General features: G+C 65.3%; 21 protein-coding genes. 2 read left to right on the top strand and 19 right to left on the bottom strand.

Going from position 1 to position 22,060, the window contains the following annotated elements; all coding sequences use genetic code 11:
• From WAW17_RS03685 to WAW17_RS03625, 13 genes are all read right to left on the bottom strand, one after another.
• Positions 1-776: MlaD family protein (locus WAW17_RS03685; RefSeq protein ID WP_422331658.1), on the bottom strand; the 776-nt coding region annotated here is incomplete at its 3' end.
• A complete protein-coding gene (locus WAW17_RS03680; protein WP_422331657.1) occupies positions 773-1,843 on the bottom strand; it encodes an MCE family protein in 1,071 nt (356 codons plus the stop codon). The genes WAW17_RS03685 and WAW17_RS03680, both read right to left, overlap by 4 nt.
• Positions 1,844-1,883: 40 nt before the next feature.
• The gene (locus WAW17_RS03675) at positions 1,884-2,903 is read right to left on the bottom strand and encodes an MlaD family protein (RefSeq protein ID WP_422331656.1); all 1,020 of its coding nucleotides are present in this window, start codon (positions 2,901-2,903) and stop codon (positions 1,884-1,886) included.
• Positions 2,903-3,919 (bottom strand): MlaD family protein, encoded by a 1,017-nt coding sequence (locus WAW17_RS03670; protein ID WP_422331655.1) that lies wholly within the window; start codon positions 3,917-3,919, stop codon positions 2,903-2,905. The genes WAW17_RS03675 and WAW17_RS03670 overlap by 1 nt, the downstream gene beginning before the upstream one ends.
• Positions 3,916-4,938 (bottom strand): MlaD family protein, encoded by a 1,023-nt coding sequence (locus WAW17_RS03665; RefSeq protein ID WP_422331654.1) that lies wholly within the window; start codon positions 4,936-4,938, stop codon positions 3,916-3,918. The genes WAW17_RS03670 and WAW17_RS03665 overlap by 4 nt, the downstream gene beginning before the upstream one ends.
• Before the next feature lie 8 nt (positions 4,939-4,946).
• A complete protein-coding gene (locus tag WAW17_RS03660) occupies positions 4,947-5,834 on the bottom strand; it encodes an ABC transporter permease (RefSeq protein WP_422331653.1) in 888 nt (295 codons plus the stop codon).
• Positions 5,834-6,658, bottom strand: a complete 825-nt coding sequence (locus tag WAW17_RS03655; protein ID WP_422331652.1) for an MlaE family ABC transporter permease — start codon at positions 6,656-6,658, stop codon at positions 5,834-5,836. The genes WAW17_RS03660 and WAW17_RS03655 overlap by 1 nt, the downstream gene beginning before the upstream one ends.
• Before the next feature lie 68 nt (positions 6,659-6,726).
• Complete coding sequence (locus WAW17_RS03650; RefSeq protein WP_422331651.1) at positions 6,727-7,896, bottom strand: hypothetical protein; 1,170 nt, start codon at positions 7,894-7,896, stop codon at positions 6,727-6,729.
• Positions 7,897-7,956: 60 nt separating this feature from the next.
• On the bottom strand, positions 7,957-8,820 hold the full coding sequence (locus tag WAW17_RS03645) for an oxygenase MpaB family protein (RefSeq protein WP_422331650.1): 864 nt from the start codon (positions 8,818-8,820) through the stop codon (positions 7,957-7,959).
• Between the two features lie 48 nt (positions 8,821-8,868).
• The gene (locus WAW17_RS03640) at positions 8,869-9,504 is read right to left on the bottom strand and encodes a TetR/AcrR family transcriptional regulator (RefSeq protein ID WP_422331649.1); all 636 of its coding nucleotides are present in this window, start codon (positions 9,502-9,504) and stop codon (positions 8,869-8,871) included.
• Between the two features lie 139 nt (positions 9,505-9,643).
• Positions 9,644-10,462 carry an ABC transporter permease gene (locus tag WAW17_RS03635; protein WP_422331648.1) on the bottom strand — a complete coding sequence of 273 codons (819 nt, stop codon included), beginning with the start codon at positions 10,460-10,462 and terminating at the stop codon, positions 9,644-9,646.
• A complete protein-coding gene (locus tag WAW17_RS03630) occupies positions 10,459-11,415 on the bottom strand; it encodes an ATP-binding cassette domain-containing protein (RefSeq protein WP_422331659.1) in 957 nt (318 codons plus the stop codon). The genes WAW17_RS03635 and WAW17_RS03630 overlap by 4 nt, the downstream gene beginning before the upstream one ends.
• A 126-nt stretch (positions 11,416-11,541) precedes the next feature.
• Positions 11,542-11,919, bottom strand: coding sequence for an iron chaperone (locus tag WAW17_RS03625; protein WP_422331647.1), 378 nt, complete (start codon positions 11,917-11,919; stop codon positions 11,542-11,544).
• A gap of 140 nt (positions 11,920-12,059) precedes the next feature.
• Here WAW17_RS03625 and WAW17_RS03620 point away from each other — a divergent pair, with 140 nt between their 5' ends.
• Positions 12,060-13,709 (top strand): LuxR C-terminal-related transcriptional regulator, encoded by a 1,650-nt coding sequence (locus WAW17_RS03620; RefSeq protein WP_422331646.1) that lies wholly within the window; start codon positions 12,060-12,062, stop codon positions 13,707-13,709.
• A gap of 107 nt (positions 13,710-13,816) precedes the next feature.
• Positions 13,817-14,908: a flavin-containing monooxygenase gene (locus tag WAW17_RS03615; RefSeq protein WP_422331645.1), complete on the top strand. Its 1,092-nt coding sequence runs from the start codon at positions 13,817-13,819 to the stop codon at positions 14,906-14,908.
• A 6-nt stretch (positions 14,909-14,914) separates the two neighbouring features.
• Here WAW17_RS03615 and WAW17_RS03610 read toward each other — a convergent pair whose 3' ends face one another.
• The 6 genes from WAW17_RS03610 to WAW17_RS03585 all read right to left on the bottom strand — a co-directional run bounded on the left by WAW17_RS03610 (position 14,915) and on the right by WAW17_RS03585 (position 21,983).
• Complete coding sequence (locus WAW17_RS03610; protein ID WP_422331644.1) at positions 14,915-16,084, bottom strand: lipid-transfer protein; 1,170 nt, start codon at positions 16,082-16,084, stop codon at positions 14,915-14,917.
• Positions 16,081-16,494, bottom strand: coding sequence for a MaoC family dehydratase (locus tag WAW17_RS03605; protein WP_422331643.1), 414 nt, complete (start codon positions 16,492-16,494; stop codon positions 16,081-16,083). The genes WAW17_RS03610 and WAW17_RS03605 overlap by 4 nt, the downstream gene beginning before the upstream one ends.
• On the bottom strand, positions 16,491-17,549 hold the full coding sequence (locus tag WAW17_RS03600; protein WP_422331642.1) for a bifunctional MaoC family dehydratase N-terminal/OB-fold nucleic acid binding domain-containing protein: 1,059 nt from the start codon (positions 17,547-17,549) through the stop codon (positions 16,491-16,493). Before WAW17_RS03600 ends, WAW17_RS03605 begins: the two co-directional genes overlap by 4 nt.
• Before the next feature lie 15 nt (positions 17,550-17,564).
• Complete coding sequence (locus tag WAW17_RS03595) at positions 17,565-18,716, bottom strand: acyl-CoA dehydrogenase family protein (RefSeq protein ID WP_422331641.1); 1,152 nt, start codon at positions 18,714-18,716, stop codon at positions 17,565-17,567.
• Positions 18,701-19,741 (bottom strand): acyl-CoA dehydrogenase family protein, encoded by a 1,041-nt coding sequence (locus tag WAW17_RS03590; protein WP_422331640.1) that lies wholly within the window; start codon positions 19,739-19,741, stop codon positions 18,701-18,703. Before WAW17_RS03590 ends, WAW17_RS03595 begins: the two co-directional genes overlap by 16 nt.
• 79 nt (positions 19,742-19,820) lie before the next feature.
• Positions 19,821-21,983, bottom strand: a complete 2,163-nt coding sequence (locus WAW17_RS03585) for an acyl-CoA dehydrogenase (protein WP_422331639.1) — start codon at positions 21,981-21,983, stop codon at positions 19,821-19,823.
• Between the last annotated feature and the right edge of the window lie 77 nt (positions 21,984-22,060).

The raw sequence follows: 22,060 nt of genomic DNA, 5'->3' as shown, positions 1-22,060 counted from the left end.
AGACCGTTGGTCAACTTGTTGACGTCGATGACGGTATTGAGCACGGCCTCCATGAAGTACGGCACCCTGTCCAGGCGGCGCCGTGCCACATCGGAGAAGATGAATCCGACCTCGTTCCGCATGCCGTGCAGACGCTCCGACAATTCGCCGGTGGCGACGACGATGCGATCGATGTCGTCCAGGTTCGCTGCCGCGTCACTCATGTCCGTCGAAATGTCGGCCGCGAGGTCGCGCGTCTGTGCCGGATCCTCGGGAAGAACTTCGTTGATCCTGCCGATCGAGTCCTGCAACCGAGTCATGCTGCCGCCGTTCACAAAGGTGGCGATCCGCTCGAGCATCTCCTCGATCTGGGGGCCGGTGTCGGTGTCGGCAAGAGGGATGGTGTCGCCGTTCTGCAACGGGGCAGCGTCTTCGGCCGTCGGCGCGAGCAGCGCGATGTAGATGTCGCCCATCACGGTCGTCTGCCGCAGTTCGGCCCGGGTCCCGGCCAGGATGCGGACCGAGTCGTCGACGTCGATGTGCGCCGTGGCGCTGCGCGGCCCGAGGCTGATCGAGTCCAGGGAGCCGACGGAAATGCCGCCGCTGCGCACCTCCGCGCCGGCGGGCAGGCTCAGCAACGAATCGAACTCGAGGTTCAGCCGATACGTCGGCCCTTGCACTCCCGCACCCGGCATGGAGTAGTTGCTCGGATTGAAACCACATCCACAGAGCAGAATCATCGTCGCGGCCAACAAGATCCCGAGCAGCGTGCGTATGCGCGCAGTCGTTGAGGTCACGGGGTCGCTCCGATCGTCGACAGCATCAGTTGCGGAAGCGGGACGGACACCGACCGATCGGTCACCACCGTGCAGCCGTCCGGATCTGCCTGAGCCACTGCAGCGCACAGCTGCGCCGCGTTCGGAGTGCGGACCTCCGTCCGCGGTGGAGCGAATTCGACGGCCAGCGAACCGGGTCGGGATTCGACCATGGTGCGCAACATCTCGATCACACCTGGGATCTTCATGAGCAGGTCGTGGGAGTCCTCCGTCCTGGTCCGCACCATTGTCGCCACGGGAAGGGTCGAATTCAGCGTCTCCATCAGGTACGGGAAGTGTTCGTTGAAGAGCCGATCCAACGGTCCGACCGCCTTGGAGAGCTTTTCGACCAGAATTTTCGCGACGACGAGCATCTGCTGAATCGAATGCAGGCCGGGTGCGAACGTCTGCATCGTAACCTTGATATCCGGCCATTCGTCGGTAACGAAAGTGCTCAGCTCGGCCGAATTGTCGAGCAGTTTACCGAGCTGATCCATGAAATTGTCCGGCGAGGACAAGAGGTCGGCCAGCGAGCGCAGTTCCTTGTTGAGCGCGGGGCCGAGTCCATCGAACTCGCGACCCGCGTCCAGAAGTGTCGATTCGAGGGGCGCGGTCCCGTCGGGCCCACGTTCGGTGATCTGGCGGACCAACTCGGTGAACGATCCGAGTGCGTCGGACACGCTGACGGGAACGCGGGTCCGGGACTCGTCGATACAGTTCTCGCGCGACAGGACCGGGCCGGGAAGGGGATCGGCGTCGACGAGTTCCACCCGTCGATCGGTCAGGATCGACGCGTTGGTGATCACCGCCCCCACGTCGGCCGGCAACGCCCGTTCGTCGGTGTCCATATCGACCCGCACACCGCCTCCGTCGGGCTCGACGCTCTGCACGGTTCCGATCGTGATGCCGCGGATGGTCACGGGCGACCCCGCATACAGGCCGAAGGAGTTCTCGAAACGAGCGCAGAGAGTATGTGTTTCGCTACCGATCGATGGCCGGAACGCCGTCGCCCCCGCGAGGGCCACCGCGACGACCGTCGCGATCGACACGATCAGCCATCGTCGTCTTATCGTGGACTGTGTTGACACGTCAGCACCGTGTTCCCGGCATCGGGAGACAGACGTCGGGTCGCTGGACCGTCAGCCCGCTCTGATCGATCAGCATTTGACCCTCGGGACCCGCGATTGCCGCAAGTCCCGTCAACGTCGAGGTCATCGACGTCATCACCGAATCGACGGACTCCAGCAGTTCCCCACTCGCCTCGCGGGTGTCTTCGAGAGGCGGCAACAGCGGCTCGATCTTCTCGGCGTACGGACCACTGAGAAAGTCGAACAGTAACCCGGTGAGCGCCGCGATCTTGTCGGCGAATGTCTGAACGTTGTCCTGCGCAGCGATGATCTGCGGGCCGAGCACCGAGTAGCCCCGAATGATCTCGACAGCCAGATCCTGGTTGTCGTTCGCGGTCCGGAGGTATTCGTTCGACAATGCGACCAGATCCTCGATCTGATCCTTCTGCTGCGCGAATACCGTCACCACCGTTTCGAGATCCGTCACCGTGCTACGGATCGCCTCCGGCGAGTCCGCCAACGTCGAGGCGGTCCTGGTGAGAGCCATCCGCAGTGCTTCGGTGTCGAGTTCCTCCACCACTGCGTCCGCATCCTCGAAGAGGTCGTTGACCAGGAACGGCAGCGTGGCTCGTTCGGCCGGAATGCCGCCGTCCAGCGGCTTCTGCCCGTCGGGATGCACGGCGAGGTACAGACCGCCGATGGGGGTGAGCATTCTGACCGACACCGAGGTCTGGTCGCCCAACCTGTGCGTCGAGCCGACGGTGAATTCGACGTCGACGTGATCCTCGGCAAGGTGCAGCGCTTCGATTTTGCCGACCGGAACGCCTGCGATTCGGACGTCGTCACCCGCGGCGAGACCACCCGATTCCGGAAGCTCCAGATGGTAGGAGGAATAGCCTGGTGGCCGCGTGTAGACAGACACCACGATGCCGAGAACGAGGGTGATCACCACGATAGCGACGATCGCCCACAACAGCTGCGTCCGTGGATTCGCTTCTTCCGGCCCGAAATCGAACCTCTCGATCCATCGTCTCGCCAGCATCACGCACCCCCGTTGCAGACGGTCAGTTGTCGGCCGTTCAGCAGCACGTCGGCGGTAACAGGCAGGGCGACGGTGCCATTACTGCACTGCCTTTCCGGATCGGTTGTCGGAATGAGGGTATTCAATCCTTCGAAGATGCCGGGTAGAACCGATAAGGTGCGCACGGCAGTCGAGGGATCGGGGATCACCTCACCGACACGACGGGTGAACTCGTCGTTGCTGTCCGTCGCGCCCAGCAGCAGCCGGGACAGGGCATCGACCGTGTGAGATATTTGGGTCATCTCCACCGCACCTTTCTCCACCAGGACGAGGAACTCGCCCATCCGGGTCACCAGAGGCGTGAAGATCGAGTGGAACACCCGCAGGATGTTCTCGAGATTCCCGGACCTGCCCTGCAATTGGTCCGACAGCGATTCGAGGTTGCCCACGATGGTGCTCATCAGTGCGCTCCGGTCATCGGCGAATGACGCCAGGGCCGCGATGTCGCGCATGACCGGTGTGACTCTGTCCTCGCTGCCCTCGATCAAGGCGGTCACGTTCGTGGCCAGCCGGTTGTACACGGCAGGATCTGCTTCCCTCAACAGCGGCCTCAAACCGTTGAACACCGTGGTGATGTCGAACGAATCCACTGTATGGGTCACCATCTCGTCGGGGTCCAGTTCCGGACCCTCCTCCTCACTCTTTTCGAGCGCCAGATAACGCTGGCCGGTGAGGTTCTGAAACTTGACCGCGATCAGGTCGGGCTCACGTAACCGGTACCCGTCGAGGACTGTGAACTCCACGACCGCCTGGCCCTCCTCCGACAGTCCGATATCCGTGACCTTCCCGACCTGGACACCGCGAACTCGCACGTCCGCGTTCTCCTTCAGACCGAAGACGTCACCGAACCGGGCCTGGTAGGTCGTGGTCGAACCGGCTACCGGGCGCTCGATCGCCTGAACGATCAGGACGATGATCAGCCCGACTACGGCCGCCAGCAGTGCGAGCCTGACGGCGGCTTGACGTGGTGTCCTCATCGCGCACCCCCGGCTGTCGCCGCCAGCGGAACCCGGAATGCCGGGAATGTCTCGACCAGCACGTCGACTCCCAACACGACCTTGTCGTCGCGGTGATACAGCGCACCGTCCACGCCGTCGACGAGTTGCCCCACCTGTTCCGGTGTCACGTTTCTGATCGACCTATTCATGGGAATCAATAGATCGAGCAGCATGTCGACCGCACCCGACATCGGTCCGAGAGCGCCGACCAGGTCACCGGACAGCGCGAACACGAGATTCGACACCTCGGTGATCGTCTCGCTGGCCTGGCGTGTCCTGAAATCGTCGTCCAACTCCTCGACGGCTGCGATCGCATGCATCGTCCCGAGCGCGGACGGTGTGAACACCGACACGCCTTCGGTGACGTCCGCGAGGTTCGGCAACAGGTCGCGCAGCGGCACGTTCCGCGCCCGAGCGACAGTCCGCATCACGAGGAGCGCAGACGCGAGCATCGGTGCCATCTGCTGGGTCAGCGCGGCGGAACTGTCGATCGAATCCGAAAGTTTCGCTGTCACGACGTCCAGGACCAGGCGGCCCGAGTCGCGCAGGATCGTGGTGACGGTGTAGTCACCGACGTCGCCCATGTCCAGGACCGTGTCGGGGCCGACTGGCTCTCCGCCAGGCATCGGAATGAGTTCGAGGGCCGTCGATCCGAATATGTTCGACGAGACGAAGCGCGTCTGCATGGAGGTCGACAGTTCACCCACGCGCTCCGCACCGACACTCAGGGTTATCAGCTGCCGGTGAGGGCCTTTCGCTTCTACGTCGGTCACCGTGCCGATCGGCATGCCCCGCAACCGAACAGTGGTCGCATCGGACACACCGTCGCCGATATTCGCTGCCTGCACAGCAAACTGGACGTGACCGTCCTGATCGGGTTGCGTAAGTCGCCACGATGCGCCGGCGACCAGGACGGCGACGACGATCACGGCGAGGCCGCGCACCCTCACACCGCGCCTGCTCGGTCCGTGGCCCGAGAACTGTAGTGCTCTGCTCACTTCGTTACTCACCCCGAGAAACTGATCGTCGAGTTGAGACCCCACATGCAGAGAGTCAGCACCATGTCCGTCATCACGATCAGCACCAGACTGGCACGGATTGCGCGACCGGACGCGATACCGACCCCTTCGGGCCCCCCACTCGCATGAAAACCCTGATAAGCGTGGACGAGAGTGACCACGATGACGAACACCACGACCTTGATCAGTGAATAGACCAGATCGATTGGCTCGGTGAACATTCGGAAGTAGTGATCGTATGCGCCCGAGGCCTGTCCTTCGACGAGGGTGACGGTGGCTCCGGTGGTCGCGAATCCCAACGCCAGGGCGATGAGGTAGGACGGGATCACTGCGGCCACAGCGGCGACGACTCTTGTGGAGACGACATACGGGATCGGGGAGATCGCTTGCGCTTCGAGTGCGTCGATCTCCTCGGAGATCCGCATCGCCCCGATCTCCGCGGTGATGCGGCATCCGGCCTGCGCGGCGAACCCGATGGCGGCGACCAGCGGGGCCAGTTCACGCGGATTGGCCAACGCCGACATCACTCCGGCCAACGGGCCGATCCCGAGCATGTCCAGCACGGCGAATCCGACGATGCCGATCATCCCGCCCGCGACCACGCCCATGATCGCAAGGACCGGCGCGACACCGCCTCCGACGACGATCGACCGACCGTTCCCCCACGTCAGGTCGGTGAAGATGTTGACCGCCTGCTTCCGGTTCCGGCGCAGAGCATGGCCGATGCCCAAGAACGCCGACCACACGAAATGCACTTGGTTTCCGAGTTCTTCGATCGGACGCCACACGCGCTCGGCGTGACGCGTCCACCCGAATCCCTTGGGGCGGTAGTCGGCGGGCTGGTCGACGGGCCCGGGGCGCAGCTGGTAGCTCATCACAGGAACCTCGAGGGAACGAACATCAGGACGAGCTGGGTGATCACGAGATTCGTGACCATGCAGGCGAGAATGCCGAGTACGACGGCGGCGTTGACGCTGTCCGCCACCCCTTTCGGGCCACCCTTGGCTTCGAGTCCCCGGTGTGCGGCGATCACCGACACCAGGTAGCCGAACGTGGCGGCCTTCCCGAGACAGACGAACAGGTCGGTGACCGACGCGAAACTACCGAAGGACAACCAGTACGAACCGGGAGCCACACCCTGTCCCAGGGAGGCCACTGCGAAACTCGCGAGGATGCTCATCAGGATGATCAGCACCGACAGCATGGGTGCGACGACGACCATCGCCAGAATTCGAGGGGCGACGAGTCGCCGGTGCGGATCGATGCCCATCGTGCGCAACGCGTCGATCTCCTCACGGATGGTGCGCGAGGCCAGGTCGGCTGCGATCGCAGATCCGCCCGCACCTCCGACCAGCAGGGCGGCCGCCAAGGGGGCGATCTGCTGCATCACGCCCATTCCGCCGACTGCGCCGGCCATGGAGTTGGCACCGACGTTCTCCGTCATGCTGCCGACCTGCACGGCGATCACCACACCGAGAGGCAGCGCAATCAGAATCGCCGGGATTGCCGACACCGAAACGAAGAACCAAGCCTGAACCAGTGCTTCGCGCATGGGAAATCGCCCTCGCGCAATGTCGACCAGCATGAGGCCGGTAGCCCTGGCGCCCAGTCGGATGACCCGCCCGAGCGTGCGTACGGAATCGATCATTCGCGCGATCACCACCTGATCGCTCAGTCCGCGGCCAGGTCGGTCCACCATCCGTCCCGCACCTGCGACCGAATCCGGCTTCCACTCCGATGAAGACACCTGGACTGTGCCGTTCTCTGTCATGAACGCGCCGCCGCTCGTTCGACCGCGTCGGCGCTGTCGAGATCCTCGAGCGCAGCGAGGCCACGGGACATGACTGCTTCGACGTTCTCGGGCGCTTGCAGTCCGGGCCACGTTGCCAGCAGGCAACCTGCATCGAAGGTTTCCGCCGCGAAGAGGCAGTACCGATCGTATGCCTCGTCGAGGCTCGGTGGGTCGATGCCCGCTTCGGCGAGGGCATCGAGGTAGGCCTGCAACAGTTCTCGTTCGTGGGCACGCCGGACCGCGGGTTCGAGGGCGGAAAGCAGGAAGTAGGTCACGTCCCGCAATCCGGGTCCCTGCCAGACGACTTGCCAATCGAGCAGGCCCGCTTCGCCGTTGGGCAGCGCATAGGTGTTGCCGAAATGGGGGTCACCGTGGAGCACCGTCAGCGGACCGCGTTCCATTTCCCGGTAGAGGGCCCAGTCGTGGCGGTCGAGCGCCGCGGCCAACCGGCGAGCCTCACGGGTCAGGCGCGGACCGCCGTCCTCGATGTATCTCCGTCTGCTGCGGCGGTACATGTGGATCAGCGCGGCATAGCCGGGACGCTCGCTCCAGCGTTTGACCCAGCGGAGATCGGTGCTCAATCGCGGACTGGCCCACATGGCCGCGTGCAACGAGGCCTGGGCGACGAGAACCGCGCGGGCATGCTCGACCGAGCAGTCGTCGGTGAGCGCATAGGGGCGGCACCCGCGATCGACCAGGTCTTCGAGAATCAGGATGTGGCGAGCGCCCGGACCCGAGTAGGTGAACCACGACTTCGGGGCGTGGCCGTTCAGGTTCGGCCGAATGTCGCGATAGAAGCGAACTTCGTTGGCCGACATGTCGAGTGGCGCCACCATCAGCCTGTTCTTCATGGTCAGCGGGGTGCTCTTCACGAACACCGAGGCCGGTAGTCCCGCGGCAGCACCATCCGTGTTCCATTCCAGCGCGAGCCTGCGACGGTCCGTGGTGCCGGTCGTACCGTCGAGTGATACCACCGCCTCGCACTGCGCGCCCGGCACGTTCCCGCCCAGGTGTGCGGTGACGAACTCGGCCGTGACGTCATCGGATCTCGTCGGGCCGCGGGTCGGCACCCATGCGGATACCGCGGCAACGGCCTGACCGAGCGACCGCGCGATGGACGACGCGGCGGTGAAGCTATTCGACACCTGAACTCCAAGATCTGTGGTCGACGGTGTGGCTATTCGGGACGGACAGGAATGACGGGCTCAGCCGCGCAGCGCGTCCAGGGCCTCGGGAACCATGCGGACGCGTTCTGGAAGAAGGCGGGACCCGGTCCGCATGACGGCGAGCAACGCGGTGAACTCGGCCTGGCGGAATCGTGACCATTCGACGCCCCAGAGCTGCCGGACAGGTTCGGGAAAGGTGCCGAACATCAGTGTGTGCATCGGCCGGGAGGTGAGTCGGTCGGTCAGGACCTGCAGCGGACGCGGCAGTGCCGCCAGTGCGGGACTCAGCAGGGGAAGGACCGCCTGCTCGTCGACGAGCTGATGGAGTCGGCGAGTGCCCTGGGACATCGCGAGCTTCTCGCGAACCCCCGTGTCGACGTATTCTCGGAGCCCGGCGATGTCGGCCGGCATGTCCTTGTCCCGCACCCCGTACAGCATTCCCAGGCGGCGGCTTTCCTGGTAGAACGCCTCGGACGCGGCGGCCGGCTGTTCCCCGAAGCACACGGTGATGGCGTACAGCAGCGCTTCCACTGTCGTGAGGTGCACCCAGGTCCACACGTCGCGGTTCCAGGCGTGGTACTTATGGCCGTCGTAGTCGTCGCCTGTGATGGGCCGGTGCATTTCCCGGAGTTCGCGTGCGGATTCGGCTACGTTCTCGCCGAAGTAGATTCGATAGGTGTAGGCCAAGGTGTTCGCCGCCCGTACCGCCGGCTCGGCGAATCCCTTCGAGTGTTGTTCGAGTGCAACCATGATGGTTGGATGCGTGCCCTGCAGCGCCATCGCCCGGAACAGGAACAGCGGCCACATCCGGCGCTCGGCCAGCAAATGGACGAACGTCCGATCGGCAACAGGAACGTCGTCCTCGATGCTCGGTGAAACATGTTGAACAGGATCAGTTTCCATTATTCGCGCTCCTCGATCTCGACCGCAGCACGGTCGGTGGGTCGTGCGTCAGTTGTCGTCGGCAGGTGTCTGCGGGACGGAAAGGAAGGACAGCATCGCCCGGGCGATTCTGCGGACTCCGGCGTCGTCGGCAGTTGCCGTGCCGAGATCGGGAGTCATCCATACGCTGCAGAAGAACCGGACGATCATCTCCGCGACGGTGTCGGTGTCGAAGTCGTTTTCTGCCGGGCGCACCGTGATGTCGAGATAGTGACCGACCGAGGCGAGCAGAATCTGGGTGACCTGCGGATCGCGGAGCGTGGGGAGCGCGGCATCGTCCTCGACGAACCGCCGGGCAACCGGATGGGTGCGCACGACATGCACCGACTGCACAATCCATTCGATGGTCCGCTCGAGCGGATCCTCGATCGAGTCTGTGGCCGCGTGGAACCGCTCGGCCAGCCTCGCGAGTTCCCACGCGAACGCCCGGCGCACGAGTTCGTCCTTTGTCTCGAAACGCCGGAATACCGTGGCTCGCCCCACTCCTGCCTCGGTCGCCACATCCCCCACCGTCATGCGCTCGAGACCGTGGCGACCGAGGCAGCGGAGCGTCGCGTCGAGGATCACTCCGTCGGTCGTGTCCCCTTCCACCGACGGTCCGACGAGCGCACTCATCATCAGTGAACCTATCGGCTTGATACTCATAATGCGAGCACGGTATCACTAGTCTCAGCGCGGCGGTAGGAGTCGCAGGAAAAGGATCAGGCGGTTGCCGGCCCTCGACCGATTTGCCCGGTAATACGAATGAAAGTTCGTGTCACTCAGTACCGCCCCCACTTGTCGACTAGCGGCTCACAGCCTTCTTGTACCGATAGATGGCGAACGGCACGAACACGATGAGAAGCAACGCGGTCCACCCCAGCGAGGCGAGGATCGGGTTCTGCAGCGGCCATGCGTCGGGAACGGTCATGGCCGGATTGGTGTTTCCGAACAGTTCCCGCACCGCCTGCGTGAGCGCGGAGACCGGATTCCATTCCGCGATCACCTTCAGCGGCCCCGGCAGGTTGGTGGTTTCCACGAACGTGTTGGCGATGAACGACAGCGGAAAGATCACGATGAAGCTGGCATTGTTGAACACCTCGGGCGTCCGGATCCACAGCCCGACCACGGCCATCACCCACGACAACGCATAAGCGAACAGAAGGAGCAGGGCGTAGCCGAGAAGCGCTTCGGCGAGGCTCGAATGGATACGCCAGCCGATGATCAGACCCGTCAGCGACATCACCACCAGGCTGACGATATTGATCAGTACATCGGTGGACGTCCGCCCCAGAAGAACGGCGGACGGCGCCATGGGCAGGGACCGGAACCGGTCGATGATCCCCTTCTGCAGATCCTCCACCATGCCGAGTCCGGTCCACGTGGCCCCGAAGATCACTGTCTGCGTGAAGATTCCCGCAATCAGGAACTCTCGATACGACATGCCCGGGACTTGAATGGCACTACCGAAGACGTACGCGAACAGCAACACGAACATGATCGGCGAGAGCGTAGTGAAGACGATCAGATCCGGCACCCGCTTGATCTTGATCATGTTGCGCTTGGCGATGGTGAGCCCGTCGGAGATTGCCGTGTGGACGGCCTGGGTTTGGGGTGCACTCATGAGATGCGCTCCTCTTCGGCCTCGTGCCCGGTCAAGGTGAGGAAGACGTCGTCGAGCGTGGGTCTGCGCAGTCCCACGTCGTACACCTTCACCCCTCGGTGCGAGAGTCGCCCGAGTGCCTCGACGAGAGTGTCGGCACCGCCGGTCACCGGGACCGTCACCCGGCGGACGTTCCGCTCGATCTGGACTTCGCCGGAGGCGAGCGAAGCCAACTCGTCCCGCACGACCTCGAGATCGATTCCCTCCCGGACGCTCAACTCGATGCGTTCACCGCCGACACGGTCCTTCAACTCGTCGGCGGTTCCGCGCGCGATCACCGAACCGTGGTCGATCACCGCGATCTGATCCGCCAGACGCTCGGCCTCTTCCATGTACTGCGTGGTGAGCAACAGCGTGGTGCCCCGGGCGACGAGGGCGTCGATCACGTCCCACAGGGCCAGCCGGGCACGGGGGTCCAGACCTGTGGTCGGTTCGTCAAGGAACAGAACCTCCGGTTCCGCCACCAACGCCCCGGCCAGGTCGAGCCGGCGTCGCATACCGCCGGAGTAGCCCTTCACGGGACGGTCACCCGCCTCGACCAGATCGAACTGGTCGAGTAGTTCGCGGGCCCGAGCTCTGCTCCGCTTCGCGCCGAGGTGATACAACCGGCCCACCATCTCGAGGTTCTCGAACCCGGTCAGGTATTCGTCGACGGCCGCGTACTGCCCCGACGCGCCGATGCGGGACCGCAACAGCCGCGCATCCTCGACCACGTCGAGTCCGGCGACCCGGGCGTGTCCCTCGTCGGGAATGAGCAATGTCGTGAACACCCGGACCGCGGTCGTCTTGCCTGCACCGTTCGGGCCGAGAAGTGCCATCACCGAGCCGGCCGGGACCGCGAGATCGACCCCGCCCAGCGCCGTGACTTTTCCGTATCGCTTCACCAGACCCTCTGCTGTGATCGCGTCGACCATCAGAAGTTCCCGTCCTTCGGCATGCGGACCCTCGTTGTGGCGTCTGGGCCACAGTGTGACAGCGGCCACCGACAATACTCGCGGCTCGCACCGACGTCATCCCATTTACTCCGCACGAACTGCAGATCATCCGGCATATTCGGGCGCGATCTTCGAGAGCCGGCGCGCGACGAGATGGGTGAGAAGTCGTTCGACGACGTCGTTCGGTAGCGGCTTTCCCAGGGGAAATCTCACCGTGCCTTTCGCAGCTCGGTACGGCGCGAGTTCCGTCTCCAGCGACCCGTCGAAGGCGGGGACCGGATACACACTCACGTGGTGTTTCCATCCCGCGAAGTACACCAGGTAACTGCCGTTCAGCATCAGGGTGGGCATGCCGTAACTGATCGTTTCGATCGCCTCGGGGGCTGCCCGCCGGACTGTCTGTCGCAGTTCCTCGAGAACCGGTCGGGTTTCGTCCGGGAACGAATCGATGTACTCGTCGACGGTCGCAAATGTTTGTGTCATGGCGTCTGCACCTCCACCTCGGGACGTCCTGCACCGGTACAGACATCCCGCGGCGCCGTGAATCATCGGTCGGGTTTCCACGGCGGTAATCTGAGATATCAGGGGTTGTCAGCGGACGAAGGTCCCGGTAGGTGAGGACGATGCCCGAAGCGGTGTCTGCGATCCGGAATGGGCACGCATTCTTCATTCGTCGAAACTGGCGCGCGGCCTACTCATCGCTGCTGCGTGCCGATGGGTGCGCACCGCTCTGTCCCGAAGACCTCGAGTGCCTCGCCACGGCGGCGTACCTGATCGGCGAGGACGAAGCGAGTGTCGACGCATGGACACGCGCCCAACGCGAGTGGGGTGCCCTCGGAAACCGAATACGTGCGGCGCGGTGCGCATTCTGGCTTGGTATGGGGTTGATGCTCCGGGGACAACTAGCCCGCGCCAGCGGATGGATGGGCAAAGCCGGCCGGCTACTCGACACCGCGAACACGGACTGTCCGGAACAGGGATACCTCCTCATCCCCCGTGGGCTGGGACGGCTTACCGACGGTGACGGCGTTCTCGCGCACGACACGTTCCGTGAAGTAACCGAGATCGGGGAGCGATTCGAAGACCCGGATCTGACATCGCTGGGCCTGCTCGGCACCGGCCAAGGGCTGATCTTGCTGGGGCGCCACGCGGAGGGCGTGAGGGCCTTCGATGAGGCGATGGTGTGTGCGACGGCCACGGACGTATCTCCCGTCGTCACCGGAATCGTGTACTGCGCGGTGATCGAACAGTGCCAGGCGATCTTCGACCTGCGCCGCTCCCGCGAATGGACTGCGGCCCTGACGCAGTGGTGCTCGACGCAACCCGACCTCGTCCCCTACCGGGGTCAGTGTCTTGTCCACCGAGCCGAGATTCTTCAACTACAGGGGTGCTGGCCCGAGGCCATGGACGCCGCGCGCTGCGCACATGAGCGTCTCTCCCATCCCACCGAACATCCCGCTGTCGGGTCGGCGAGCTACGTCCTCGGCGAGCTTCATCGTCTGCGCGGTGAATTCGCCCACGCCGAGCAGTGCTACCTCGAGGCCAATCGCTGGGGACGGCTCCCGCAACCTGGACTTTCGCTGCTCCGGATGGTTCAGGGACGAATCGGCAGCGCCCTCGCGTCCATCAGTCGCGAGATCGACGCCGCGGCCGAACCTGCCCTGCGTGCGCGACTCCTTCCGGCGTGCGCGGAAATCGGACTGTCGGCAGGAGATGTGGCCGCTGCCCGCAACGCCGCCGACGAACTGTGTGAGCTCGGAGCCGTGTTCGATGTCCCCTACATGCACGCGTTGGCAGCACACACCTCAGGATCGGTTCTGCTCGCCGAGGCCCGGACGCCGGAAGCACTCACCACGCTGCGCGACGCGTCGGCGCGATGGAGGGAGATCGGAGCCCCGTACGAAGAAGCTCGCGCGCGCGAGTTGATCGGTCTGACCTGCCGCGCACTGGGCGACGAAGACACCGCGTCCATCGAGTTCGGCCAGTGCGCCGCCGTCTATCGCCAACTGGGCGCCATCCCAGACCTCACACGGGTCGAGTCGACGCACCGGCCACGGATCGCACCGACCGGCCCGCTTACGCCACGCGAGCTGGACGTGCTCCGCCTCGTCGCTGCGGGTAAGAGCAACCGCGTCGTGGCCGACGAACTCGTCCTCAGCGAGAAAACAGTCGCCCGTCACCTGAGCAACATTTTCCTGAAATTGGGCATCTCCTCACGCTCGGCCGCCACCGCGTATGCGTACGAGCACCACGTGGTCGAACCGTCTACATAGTAATACCCATTCCCACAGGGACCGTGCATGATTCGGCCGAAGCGAAGGAGTCAGCGGCCTCCTAACGTCTTCGATGACCACATCCGCAGACGGGGAAGGCACGAACAATGACTACCGAACAATTCGACACCGTCGTGATCGGCGCCGGTCAGGCCGGACTCGCCACGGGATACCACCTCGCCCGGTTGGGCGTGCGGTTCGTGATCCTCGACGCCCACGATCGCGTGGGAGACGTGTGGCGACAACGCTTCGATTCACTGCGCCTCTACACCCCGGCCAAGTACGACGGACTACCTGGCTGGGGTATGCCCGCGAAGGACTGGTCGTGGCCGGGCAAAGACCAGGTAGCCGCCTACTTCGAGGAGTACGCGGCGCGATTCTCGTTACCGGTGCGGACCGGCGTCACGGCAGACGGATTGTCCCGGCGCGGCGACGGCTATGCCGTGACCGCCGGTGCGGACACGTACCTGACCCACAACGTGGTCGTCGCGACCGGAACCTGGCAGACACCCGTCCTTCCCGACTTCGCCGAGCAACTCGACTCTCGGATCCGCCAACTCCATTCCAGCGACTACCGCAATCCCGGCCAACTGCAGGACGGTCCGGTCCTGGTGGTCGGATGCAGCCATTCCGGTGCCGATATCGCACTCGAGGTATCGGCAGAGCATCCGACGACGATATGCGGGCCTGTTCGCGGCGAGGCCCCGTTCGATATCGAAGGTCGCGCCGCGCACATCGTCGTCCCGATCATGTGGTGGCTCGCCCATCACGTCCTCACCGAGCGCACGCCGATCGGCCGGAAGGTGCGAAGCCATGTCCGTTCGGGCGGGGGTCCGCTTCTGCGGGTCAGACGGGCCGATCTTGCAGCTGCCGGTGTGCGATACGTTCCGGACAAGGTCACGAACGTCCGGTCCGGGATGCCTGTGCTTGCCGACGGGACGACACTCGACGTTCGGAACGTGATCTGGTGTACCGGTTTCGGTAAAGACATCTCGTGGATCGACCTTTCCGTAACCGGTGCGGACGGGTGGCCGAGCCAGAAGCGAGGTGTGTCCATGGACCATCCGGGACTGTACTTCGTGGGGCTCCCGTTCCTGCAGTCGTTCGCGTCGATGCTTACCGGCGGAGTGGGCCGCGACGCCGAGTACGTCGCGAACCGCATTGCGCGCGTGGGCAGGAGAAGGATGGCCGGCGTCTGAGCACGCTCAGTCCGTCAGCACCAGACCCGACGTCGGGACGCCCGTCCCCGCCGTGACGACGACGTTCCGCGCGCCGGGCACCTGATTCACGGACGTGCCACGAATCTGGCGGACGCCCTCGGCGATGCCGTTCATGCCGTGGATGTAGGCCTCACCCAGCTGCCCGCCGTGCGTGTTGAGCGGCAGCCGGCCGCCCAGCTCGATGGCGCCGTCGGCGATGAAGTCCTTGGCCTCGCCACGGCCGCAGAACCCGAGCTCCTCGAGCTGCATCAATACGTATGGTGTGAAGTGGTCGTAGAGAACCGCCATGTCCATGTCCTGCGGTCCGAGACCCGCCTGGTCCCACAGTTGACGGCCCACCAGTTCCATCTCCGGCAGCCCCGCGAGTTCGGGACGGTAGTAGCTGGTCATGATGTACTGGTCGCTGCCGCTCCCCTGAGCGGCCGCGGCGATCACCACGGGCTTCTGCTTCAGGTCCTTCGCCCGCTCCGGCGAGGTCACCACGATCGCGATGCCGCCGTCCGACTCCTGGCAGCAGTCCAGCAGATGCAGCGGTTCGGCGATGAACCTCGACCTCTGGTGGTCTTCCAGGGTGATCGGCTTGCCATAGAAGAAGGCATCGGGGTTTACGGCGGCGTGCTTGCGATCGGTCACGGCGATCCGGCCGAAATCCTCACTGGTAGCTCCATATTCGTGCATGTAGCGGCGGGCGACCATCGCGACGAACGCGGCGGGCGTCGACAGCCCGTGTGGATAGGAGAACGCATTGTCGGTACCCGACGAGTTGACCTGCTGCACCAGCCCGGAATTGACCTGGCCGTAACGCATTCCGGAGCGTTCGTTGAAGGCCCGGTAGGCGACCACCACATCGGCGACACCGGTCGCCACCGCCATGGCCGCCTGCTGGACCGTCGCGCATGCCGCACCGCCACCGAAGTGGATGCGGCTGAAAAACTTCAGATTCGGAATGCCCGCAGCGCGGGCCACGGCCGCCTCGGTGTTGGTGTCCATCGTGAACGACGTCAGTCCATCGACATCCGACGGCGTGAGTCCGGCGTCGGCGACTGCTGCGGTCACGGCCTCGGCTGCCAGCCGAAGCTCACTGCGGCCCGAATCCTTGGAGAAGTCGGTGGCACCGATTCCGGCGATGACCGCCCTGCCCGACAACCCACTCATGCACTCGCTCCGTTCGTGAGGCGCAGGGTCACCTTTGCCGTGATGTGGTTTCCGAGAGCGTTCCTGCCGACCACGTCGACGGTCACGACGCCGGCGTCCACCGACGCCACCGTGCCGCTCAGGGTCAGGGTGTCGTAGGCGTACCACGGGACACCGAGTCGCAGCCCGATCGAACCGAGGACGGCACGCGGTCCCGCCCAGTCCGTCACGAACCGCTGCACCAGCCCGGTGTCGGTGAGGATGTTGACGAAAATGTCCTTCGATCCGCGTTGCTGCGCCAGGTCCCGGTCGTGGTGAACGTCCTGGAAGTCGCGGGTGGCCAGCGCGGTCGACACGACGAACGTGGGGTCGGCGTAGATCGACAGTTCGGGCAGTGTCGTGCCGACCTCGACGGTGAGCGTGGACGTCATGACTGCTCCTTCGTTGCCGGCTGCCAGGCGTGCAGCGTCCACGGCGTCCCACCCGTCTCGTCGTCGCCGGGCAGGTCGAGGAAGATCGCCTCCACCGGCATCCCGACCTTCACCTCGGACAGTTCTACGCCGCGGAGCTCACCGAGCATGCGGACGCCTTCCTCGAGTTCGACGAGTGCCACCACGAACGGCAGCGAACGGCCCGGAACCTTCGGTGCGTGATGCACGACAAAGCTGAATACCGTGCCTCGGCCCGAGGCCACCACGTAATCTGTGGTCTCCGACTTGTCCTTCCACAGCGCCGGCACGGGCGGGTGCTGCAGCGTGCCGTCCGCACGCTTCTGGATCCGCAATTCGTGCGCGGCGACGCCGTCCCAGAAGAACTGCGTGTCCTGCGAGACGCTGGGCCGCATCATCCTGCTGGGGTCCAGATCGTCGATCGGCGTCGCCCGAGCGTTCGCCGAATGTGACATCGGTGCAGTCCGACCAGACGACTGTGACATCGGTTCAGTGGATTCGGGCGGTTCAGCGGGTTTCGGCGCGAACTTGAGGATGCGGAACAGCATGTCGGCGACGGGCTCGTCGGTGCCGTCGTCATGCTTGACGGTCCAGGAACTGCGGGTAGTGAAGAACCATCCCTCGCCGAGTCCGGTCTTCTTGGGCCCCACCACGTCCTCGAGGGTCACGCTGACGACCACCTCTTCGCCGAGCTTCACATAGCGGTGATAGGTCTGATCACAGTTGGTGGCCACGACGGATGTGAACCCCGCCTCGTCCAGAATCTCCGTCATCCTGCGAAGCGGGTCGTCGGCCTGCCGGGTGGCACCGAGCCCCTGCATCGTCCACACCTGGGACATGGCGGGTGGCGCGACGATGCCGTCGTGCCCGGCGGCGCGCGCCGCCGATTCGTCGACGTAGATGGGGTTCTCGTCGCCGATCGCCTCCACCCAGTTGCGGATCATCGGCAGGTTGATCGGGTCCCGTCCGGGTCGGGGTGTGCTCGGACCCCCGGCCCGGACATCGTCCGCGGCAGCGAGTATCTGTTCGGAACTCATGGTGGCGCGGTTCTCCTAACGTGGTACTCGGGGGAGCTTCAAGCCGGCCGTCGCGATCAACTCGCGCATGACCTCGTTGACACCGCCACCGAAGGTGATCACCAGGTTCCGCTTGACCTGCATGTCGAGCCACGTCATGAGGTCGGCGGTGGCCGGATCGGAGGGGTCGCCGTACCGGCCCACGATCTCCTCCGCGAGCCGGCCGACACGTTGAATACGTTCGGTGGCAAAGACCTTGGTGGCCGAGGCGTCCGCGATGTCGACGGCGTCCGCGTCACTCGACGCCACCTGCCAGTTCAGCAATTCGTTCAACCGATACGTCGCGTGGATCTCGCCCAGGGCGCGCCGCACGTCCGGCTCCTCGAGCAGATCATGGGCGGACGCCCAGGCGCGGATGCGGTCGTAGAGTCCGCCCACCCTGCCTGCCGGGCCGAGCATGACCCGTTCGTGGTTGAGCTGGGTCGTGATCAGGCGCCAACCCTGATTCTCCTCGCCCACAAGCATGTTCGCGGGAACCCGAACGTCGGAGTAGTAAGTGGCGTTGACGTGATGGGCTCCGTCGCAGGTGATGATCGGTGTCCAGCTGTACCCGGGGTCCTTGGTGTCCGCGATGAGGATCGAGATGCCGCGGTGACGCGAATCCGCCGAGCCGGTACGCACTGCCAGCCAGATGTAGTCGGCGTCGTGCCCCCCGGTGGTGAAGATCTTCTGGCCGTTGACGACGTACTCGTCGCCGTCGCGCACCGCGGTGGTCCGCAACGCCGCGAGGTCGGTGCCGGCCTCGGGCTCGGTGTACCCGATGGCGAAGTGCACCTCGCCCGCCAGGATGGCAGGCAGGAAGGTGCGCTTCTGCTCCTCGGTTCCGTAGGTCTGCAGGGTGGGGCCCACAGTCTGCAACGTCACCGACGGCAACGGAATGTCGGCTCGCACAGCCTCGTTGACGAAGATCTGCTGCTCGATCTCGCCGAAACCGCGGCCCCCGAATTCCACCGGCCAGCCCACGCCGAGCCAGCCGTCCTTGCCCATCCGGCGAATCACCTCGCGATAGGTGGGCCCGTGGCGCTCGGTGCGCATGATCCGGGCTTCCGCCGGAGAGATCAGTCCGGAGAAATAGCGTCGGAGTTCCGCTTGCAGCTCTCGCTGCTCGTCGGTCAGATCGATGAACACCGGGCCCCCACGAGGTCGAGTCGGTACGAGGCGCCGCCCACGAGTCGGGCGAGGTCCTTGGCAGTCGAGTAGTAACGGTGCAGCGGATAGGTGATGTCGACGCCGATGCCGCCGTGAAGATGGTGCAGCACCTGCATGGCAGCGGGCACCTCGGCAGCGATCCAGTACGCCATCACGTCGAGATCGTCTCGGGCGTCGAGGCCTTCGGACACACGCCAGGACGCGGCCAGCGCCGCCACGTGCAGCGTCCGCGAGGTGACGTACACGTCGGCGATCTGCTGGGACACGGCCTGGAACGTAGCGAGCGGCTTTCCGAACTGGTGCCGCGTCGCGAGATGTTCTCCCGCGAGCACCGTTGCGCCCGAGAGGAGTCCGTCCGCGACCGCCCCGATCGACGCCAGCGCGATGCGGTACAGCGTCGGCACGGCGTCCGGGCCATCCGCGAGGAGGTCACCGCGCGCACCGTCGAGCGCGACGGCGAACTCCGGGCTTCCGGACGCCGAGGGAGTGCGCGTGATCGTGACGCCGTCGGCGGCCGGATCGACAAGCACCACACCGATGTCGGTCGGAACCAGGATGCGATAGGCGGTCTCGGCGAACGGGACGGCGACGAAGCGCCCGGTGACGGAACGGGCATTGCCGTCCACGGTCGCCGTCGCAGAGGGCCGTTCCGGGAACTGTGCACCGGGTTCGGCGAGAGCCGCGGTGAACGTGCGCCCCGAGGCGAGGCCGGTGAGGAGGTCGTCCTGCTGCGACTCGTCACCCAACGCCACGATCGGCAGGACACCGAAGCCGAGGGTCGCGAGGGCGGGAACGACCGCGGCCTTTCGTCCCACCTCGGTGAGCAGGGCGCCCACGTCCGTGACCGACAAGCCCTCGCCGCCGAGTCGTTCCGGCAGGGCGAGGGTCAGCAGATCGGCGTTCGCGAATGCGGCCCAGAGAGCGTCGCCCTCCAGGTCACGGGCCAGGAGTCCGGCAGCCACCTGCGCCACGGCCTCCTGCGTTTCGTCTCGGGTGAAGTCCACGCTGACAATCCCACTTTCGATTAGAACGTGTTCTAGTTGTATCACCATCGGGGACCGCGCGGAAGACCGAGCGATCGGATCAGCCGCGCGGCAGCCCCAGAATCCGTTCGGCCGCGACGGTCAGCAGAATCTGCGTGGTCCCACCCGCGATGGACAGGCAGCGGGTGTTGAGGAATTCCCGCGACAACGGACCCTCCACCCAGCCGTCGACGCCGCTGAGTTCCATCGCGAATTCCGCCACGTCCTGGCGCTGGCGGACGCCCACCAGCTTGCGGACACTCGACTCCGCACCCGGATCCTGACCCTCCAGTTGACGCAGGGTGGTGCGCAGTTCGAGCAGCGAGCCGACCAGAGCGGTGCCGATCAGGCGACCCAGCTTGTCGTCGGTGACCGGGTCCGACTCTCCCGCGAGCGCGATCAGGTCCTCCATGGCCCGACCCAGCGACGAGCCGCCGCCCATCGCCACCCGCTCGTTGGCAAGGGTGGTGCGGGCCAGTTTCCAGCCGTCCCCGATACCCCCGACCACCAGGTCGTCGGGCACGAACACGTCCTCGAGGTAGACCTCGTTGAACAGCGCGTCCCCGGTGATCTCCCTGAGCGGGGAGATCGTGATGCCCGGCGACGTCATGTCCACCAGGAAATACGTGATGCCCTTGTGTTTCGGTGCCTCCCGGTCGGTGCGGGCCAGGCAGATGGCCCAGTCGGCCTCCTGCGCGCGGGAAGTCCACACCTTCTGGCCCTGCAGTTTCCAGCCGCCGTCCACCTTCTCCGCCGACGTGCGCAGTGCCGCGAGGTCCGAACCGGCGCCGGGCTCGCTGAACAGCTGGCACCAGTCGATCTCGCCGCGCAGTGTGGGCATCACGAACCGCTCGATCTGCTCGGGACCTCCGTGCTCGAGGATCGTGGGAATCGCCCACCATCCGATGACGAGGTCGGGCCTGCCGACGCCCACCGCGGCCAGCTCCTCCTCGATCAGAATCTGCTCGGCGGCCCGCGCGCCCCGTCCGTACGGCTCGGGCCAGTGTGGTGCCAGATATCCCGACTGCGCGAGAGCCGTCCGGCGCTCCGATTCGGGTCGCGCCACCAATTCCGCGACCTCGGTGCGGATCTTCGCCCGCTCGTCATCGAGATGCGACAGGTCGACGGACAGATGCCGCCGGACCCCGCCACGGGTCAGGTCGGCCACCCGGGCCCGCCAACGGGTGGAACCGCCCAGCAGCTGTCGTAGGGAGGTGGCCCGGCGCAGGTAGAAGTGCGCATCGTGCTCCCAGGTGAACCCGATGCCGCCCAGAACCTGGATACAGTCCTTGGCGGTCTCGACGGCCGCGTCGAGCGTCACCGAGGCCGCGACGGCCGAGGCGATGGCCGATTCGCCGCCGTCCGCATCCCATGCCATCTCGGCAGCCACGGCGGCGTCCCATGCGGCGGCACCGGCCTGTTCGACGCGGCACAGCATCTCGGCACACAGGTGCTTGACGGCCTGGAAAGAACCGATGGGCTTACCGAATTGCTCACGAATCTTGGCGTATTCGACCGCCGTGCGCAGGCACCAGTTCGCGACCCCGGAAGCCTCCGCCGCGGCGAGCGTCGCTGCGAGATCGCGCACCAGCCCGTCCCGGACTCCGGCGATCACCCGGTCGGGTGCCACCGCCACACCGTCGCAGCGCACAGTCGCGAGGGGCCGGCTCTTGTCGATCGTGTCGGCGGCACGTAGTTCGAGTCCACTGATCTGCCCGTCGACCAGGCACCACACCACGCCGTCACCGGTCTCTGCGGCCAGCAACACCGACACCCCCGTGTCGGCGCCGATCGCGAATCCGGCGTCACCGGTGAGCACCAGGCCGCCGTCGGTGTCGAGCGTCGCGCCGACCGGATGGTCACCGAGCGTCACCGCGCACGGGATCGCACCCTCGGCGAGATCCGCTGCCCACTGTTTCGCCGCGGCGCCGAGGCTGCGTCCGACGACGAGAGCCGCCAGCGCAGTCGAGAGAACCGGCCCCGCGACGAGTTCGGTCGCGGACTGCTCGAGCATGGCGGCGAGATCCACGATTTCCGCGCCCGAGCCGCCGACCTCTTCGGGCACGGCGACCGAAAAAATCCCGAGCGAAGCGAACGACGGCCAGGAGGCCCGCCATGAATCCGCTGGTCCCTGCCGTACTGTCTCCAATGGGTTCGTGGAGCGCGCCCACGCCCGGACCGAACCCGCCGCGGCCCTCTGCTCTTCGGTGGTGGCGATACTCACAACGGGTTTCCGCCTCTCGTAAATGACACACATGTCTAGAACGTGTTCTAATATGACACTGGCCATGAGTCAAGGCG

It is taken from the genome of Rhodococcus sp. (in: high G+C Gram-positive bacteria) (genome assembly GCF_049286785.1).
GTDB lineage: Bacteria > Actinomycetota > Actinomycetes > Mycobacteriales > Mycobacteriaceae > Rhodococcus_F.
This window is presented reverse-complemented; position numbering and strand designations above follow the sequence as displayed.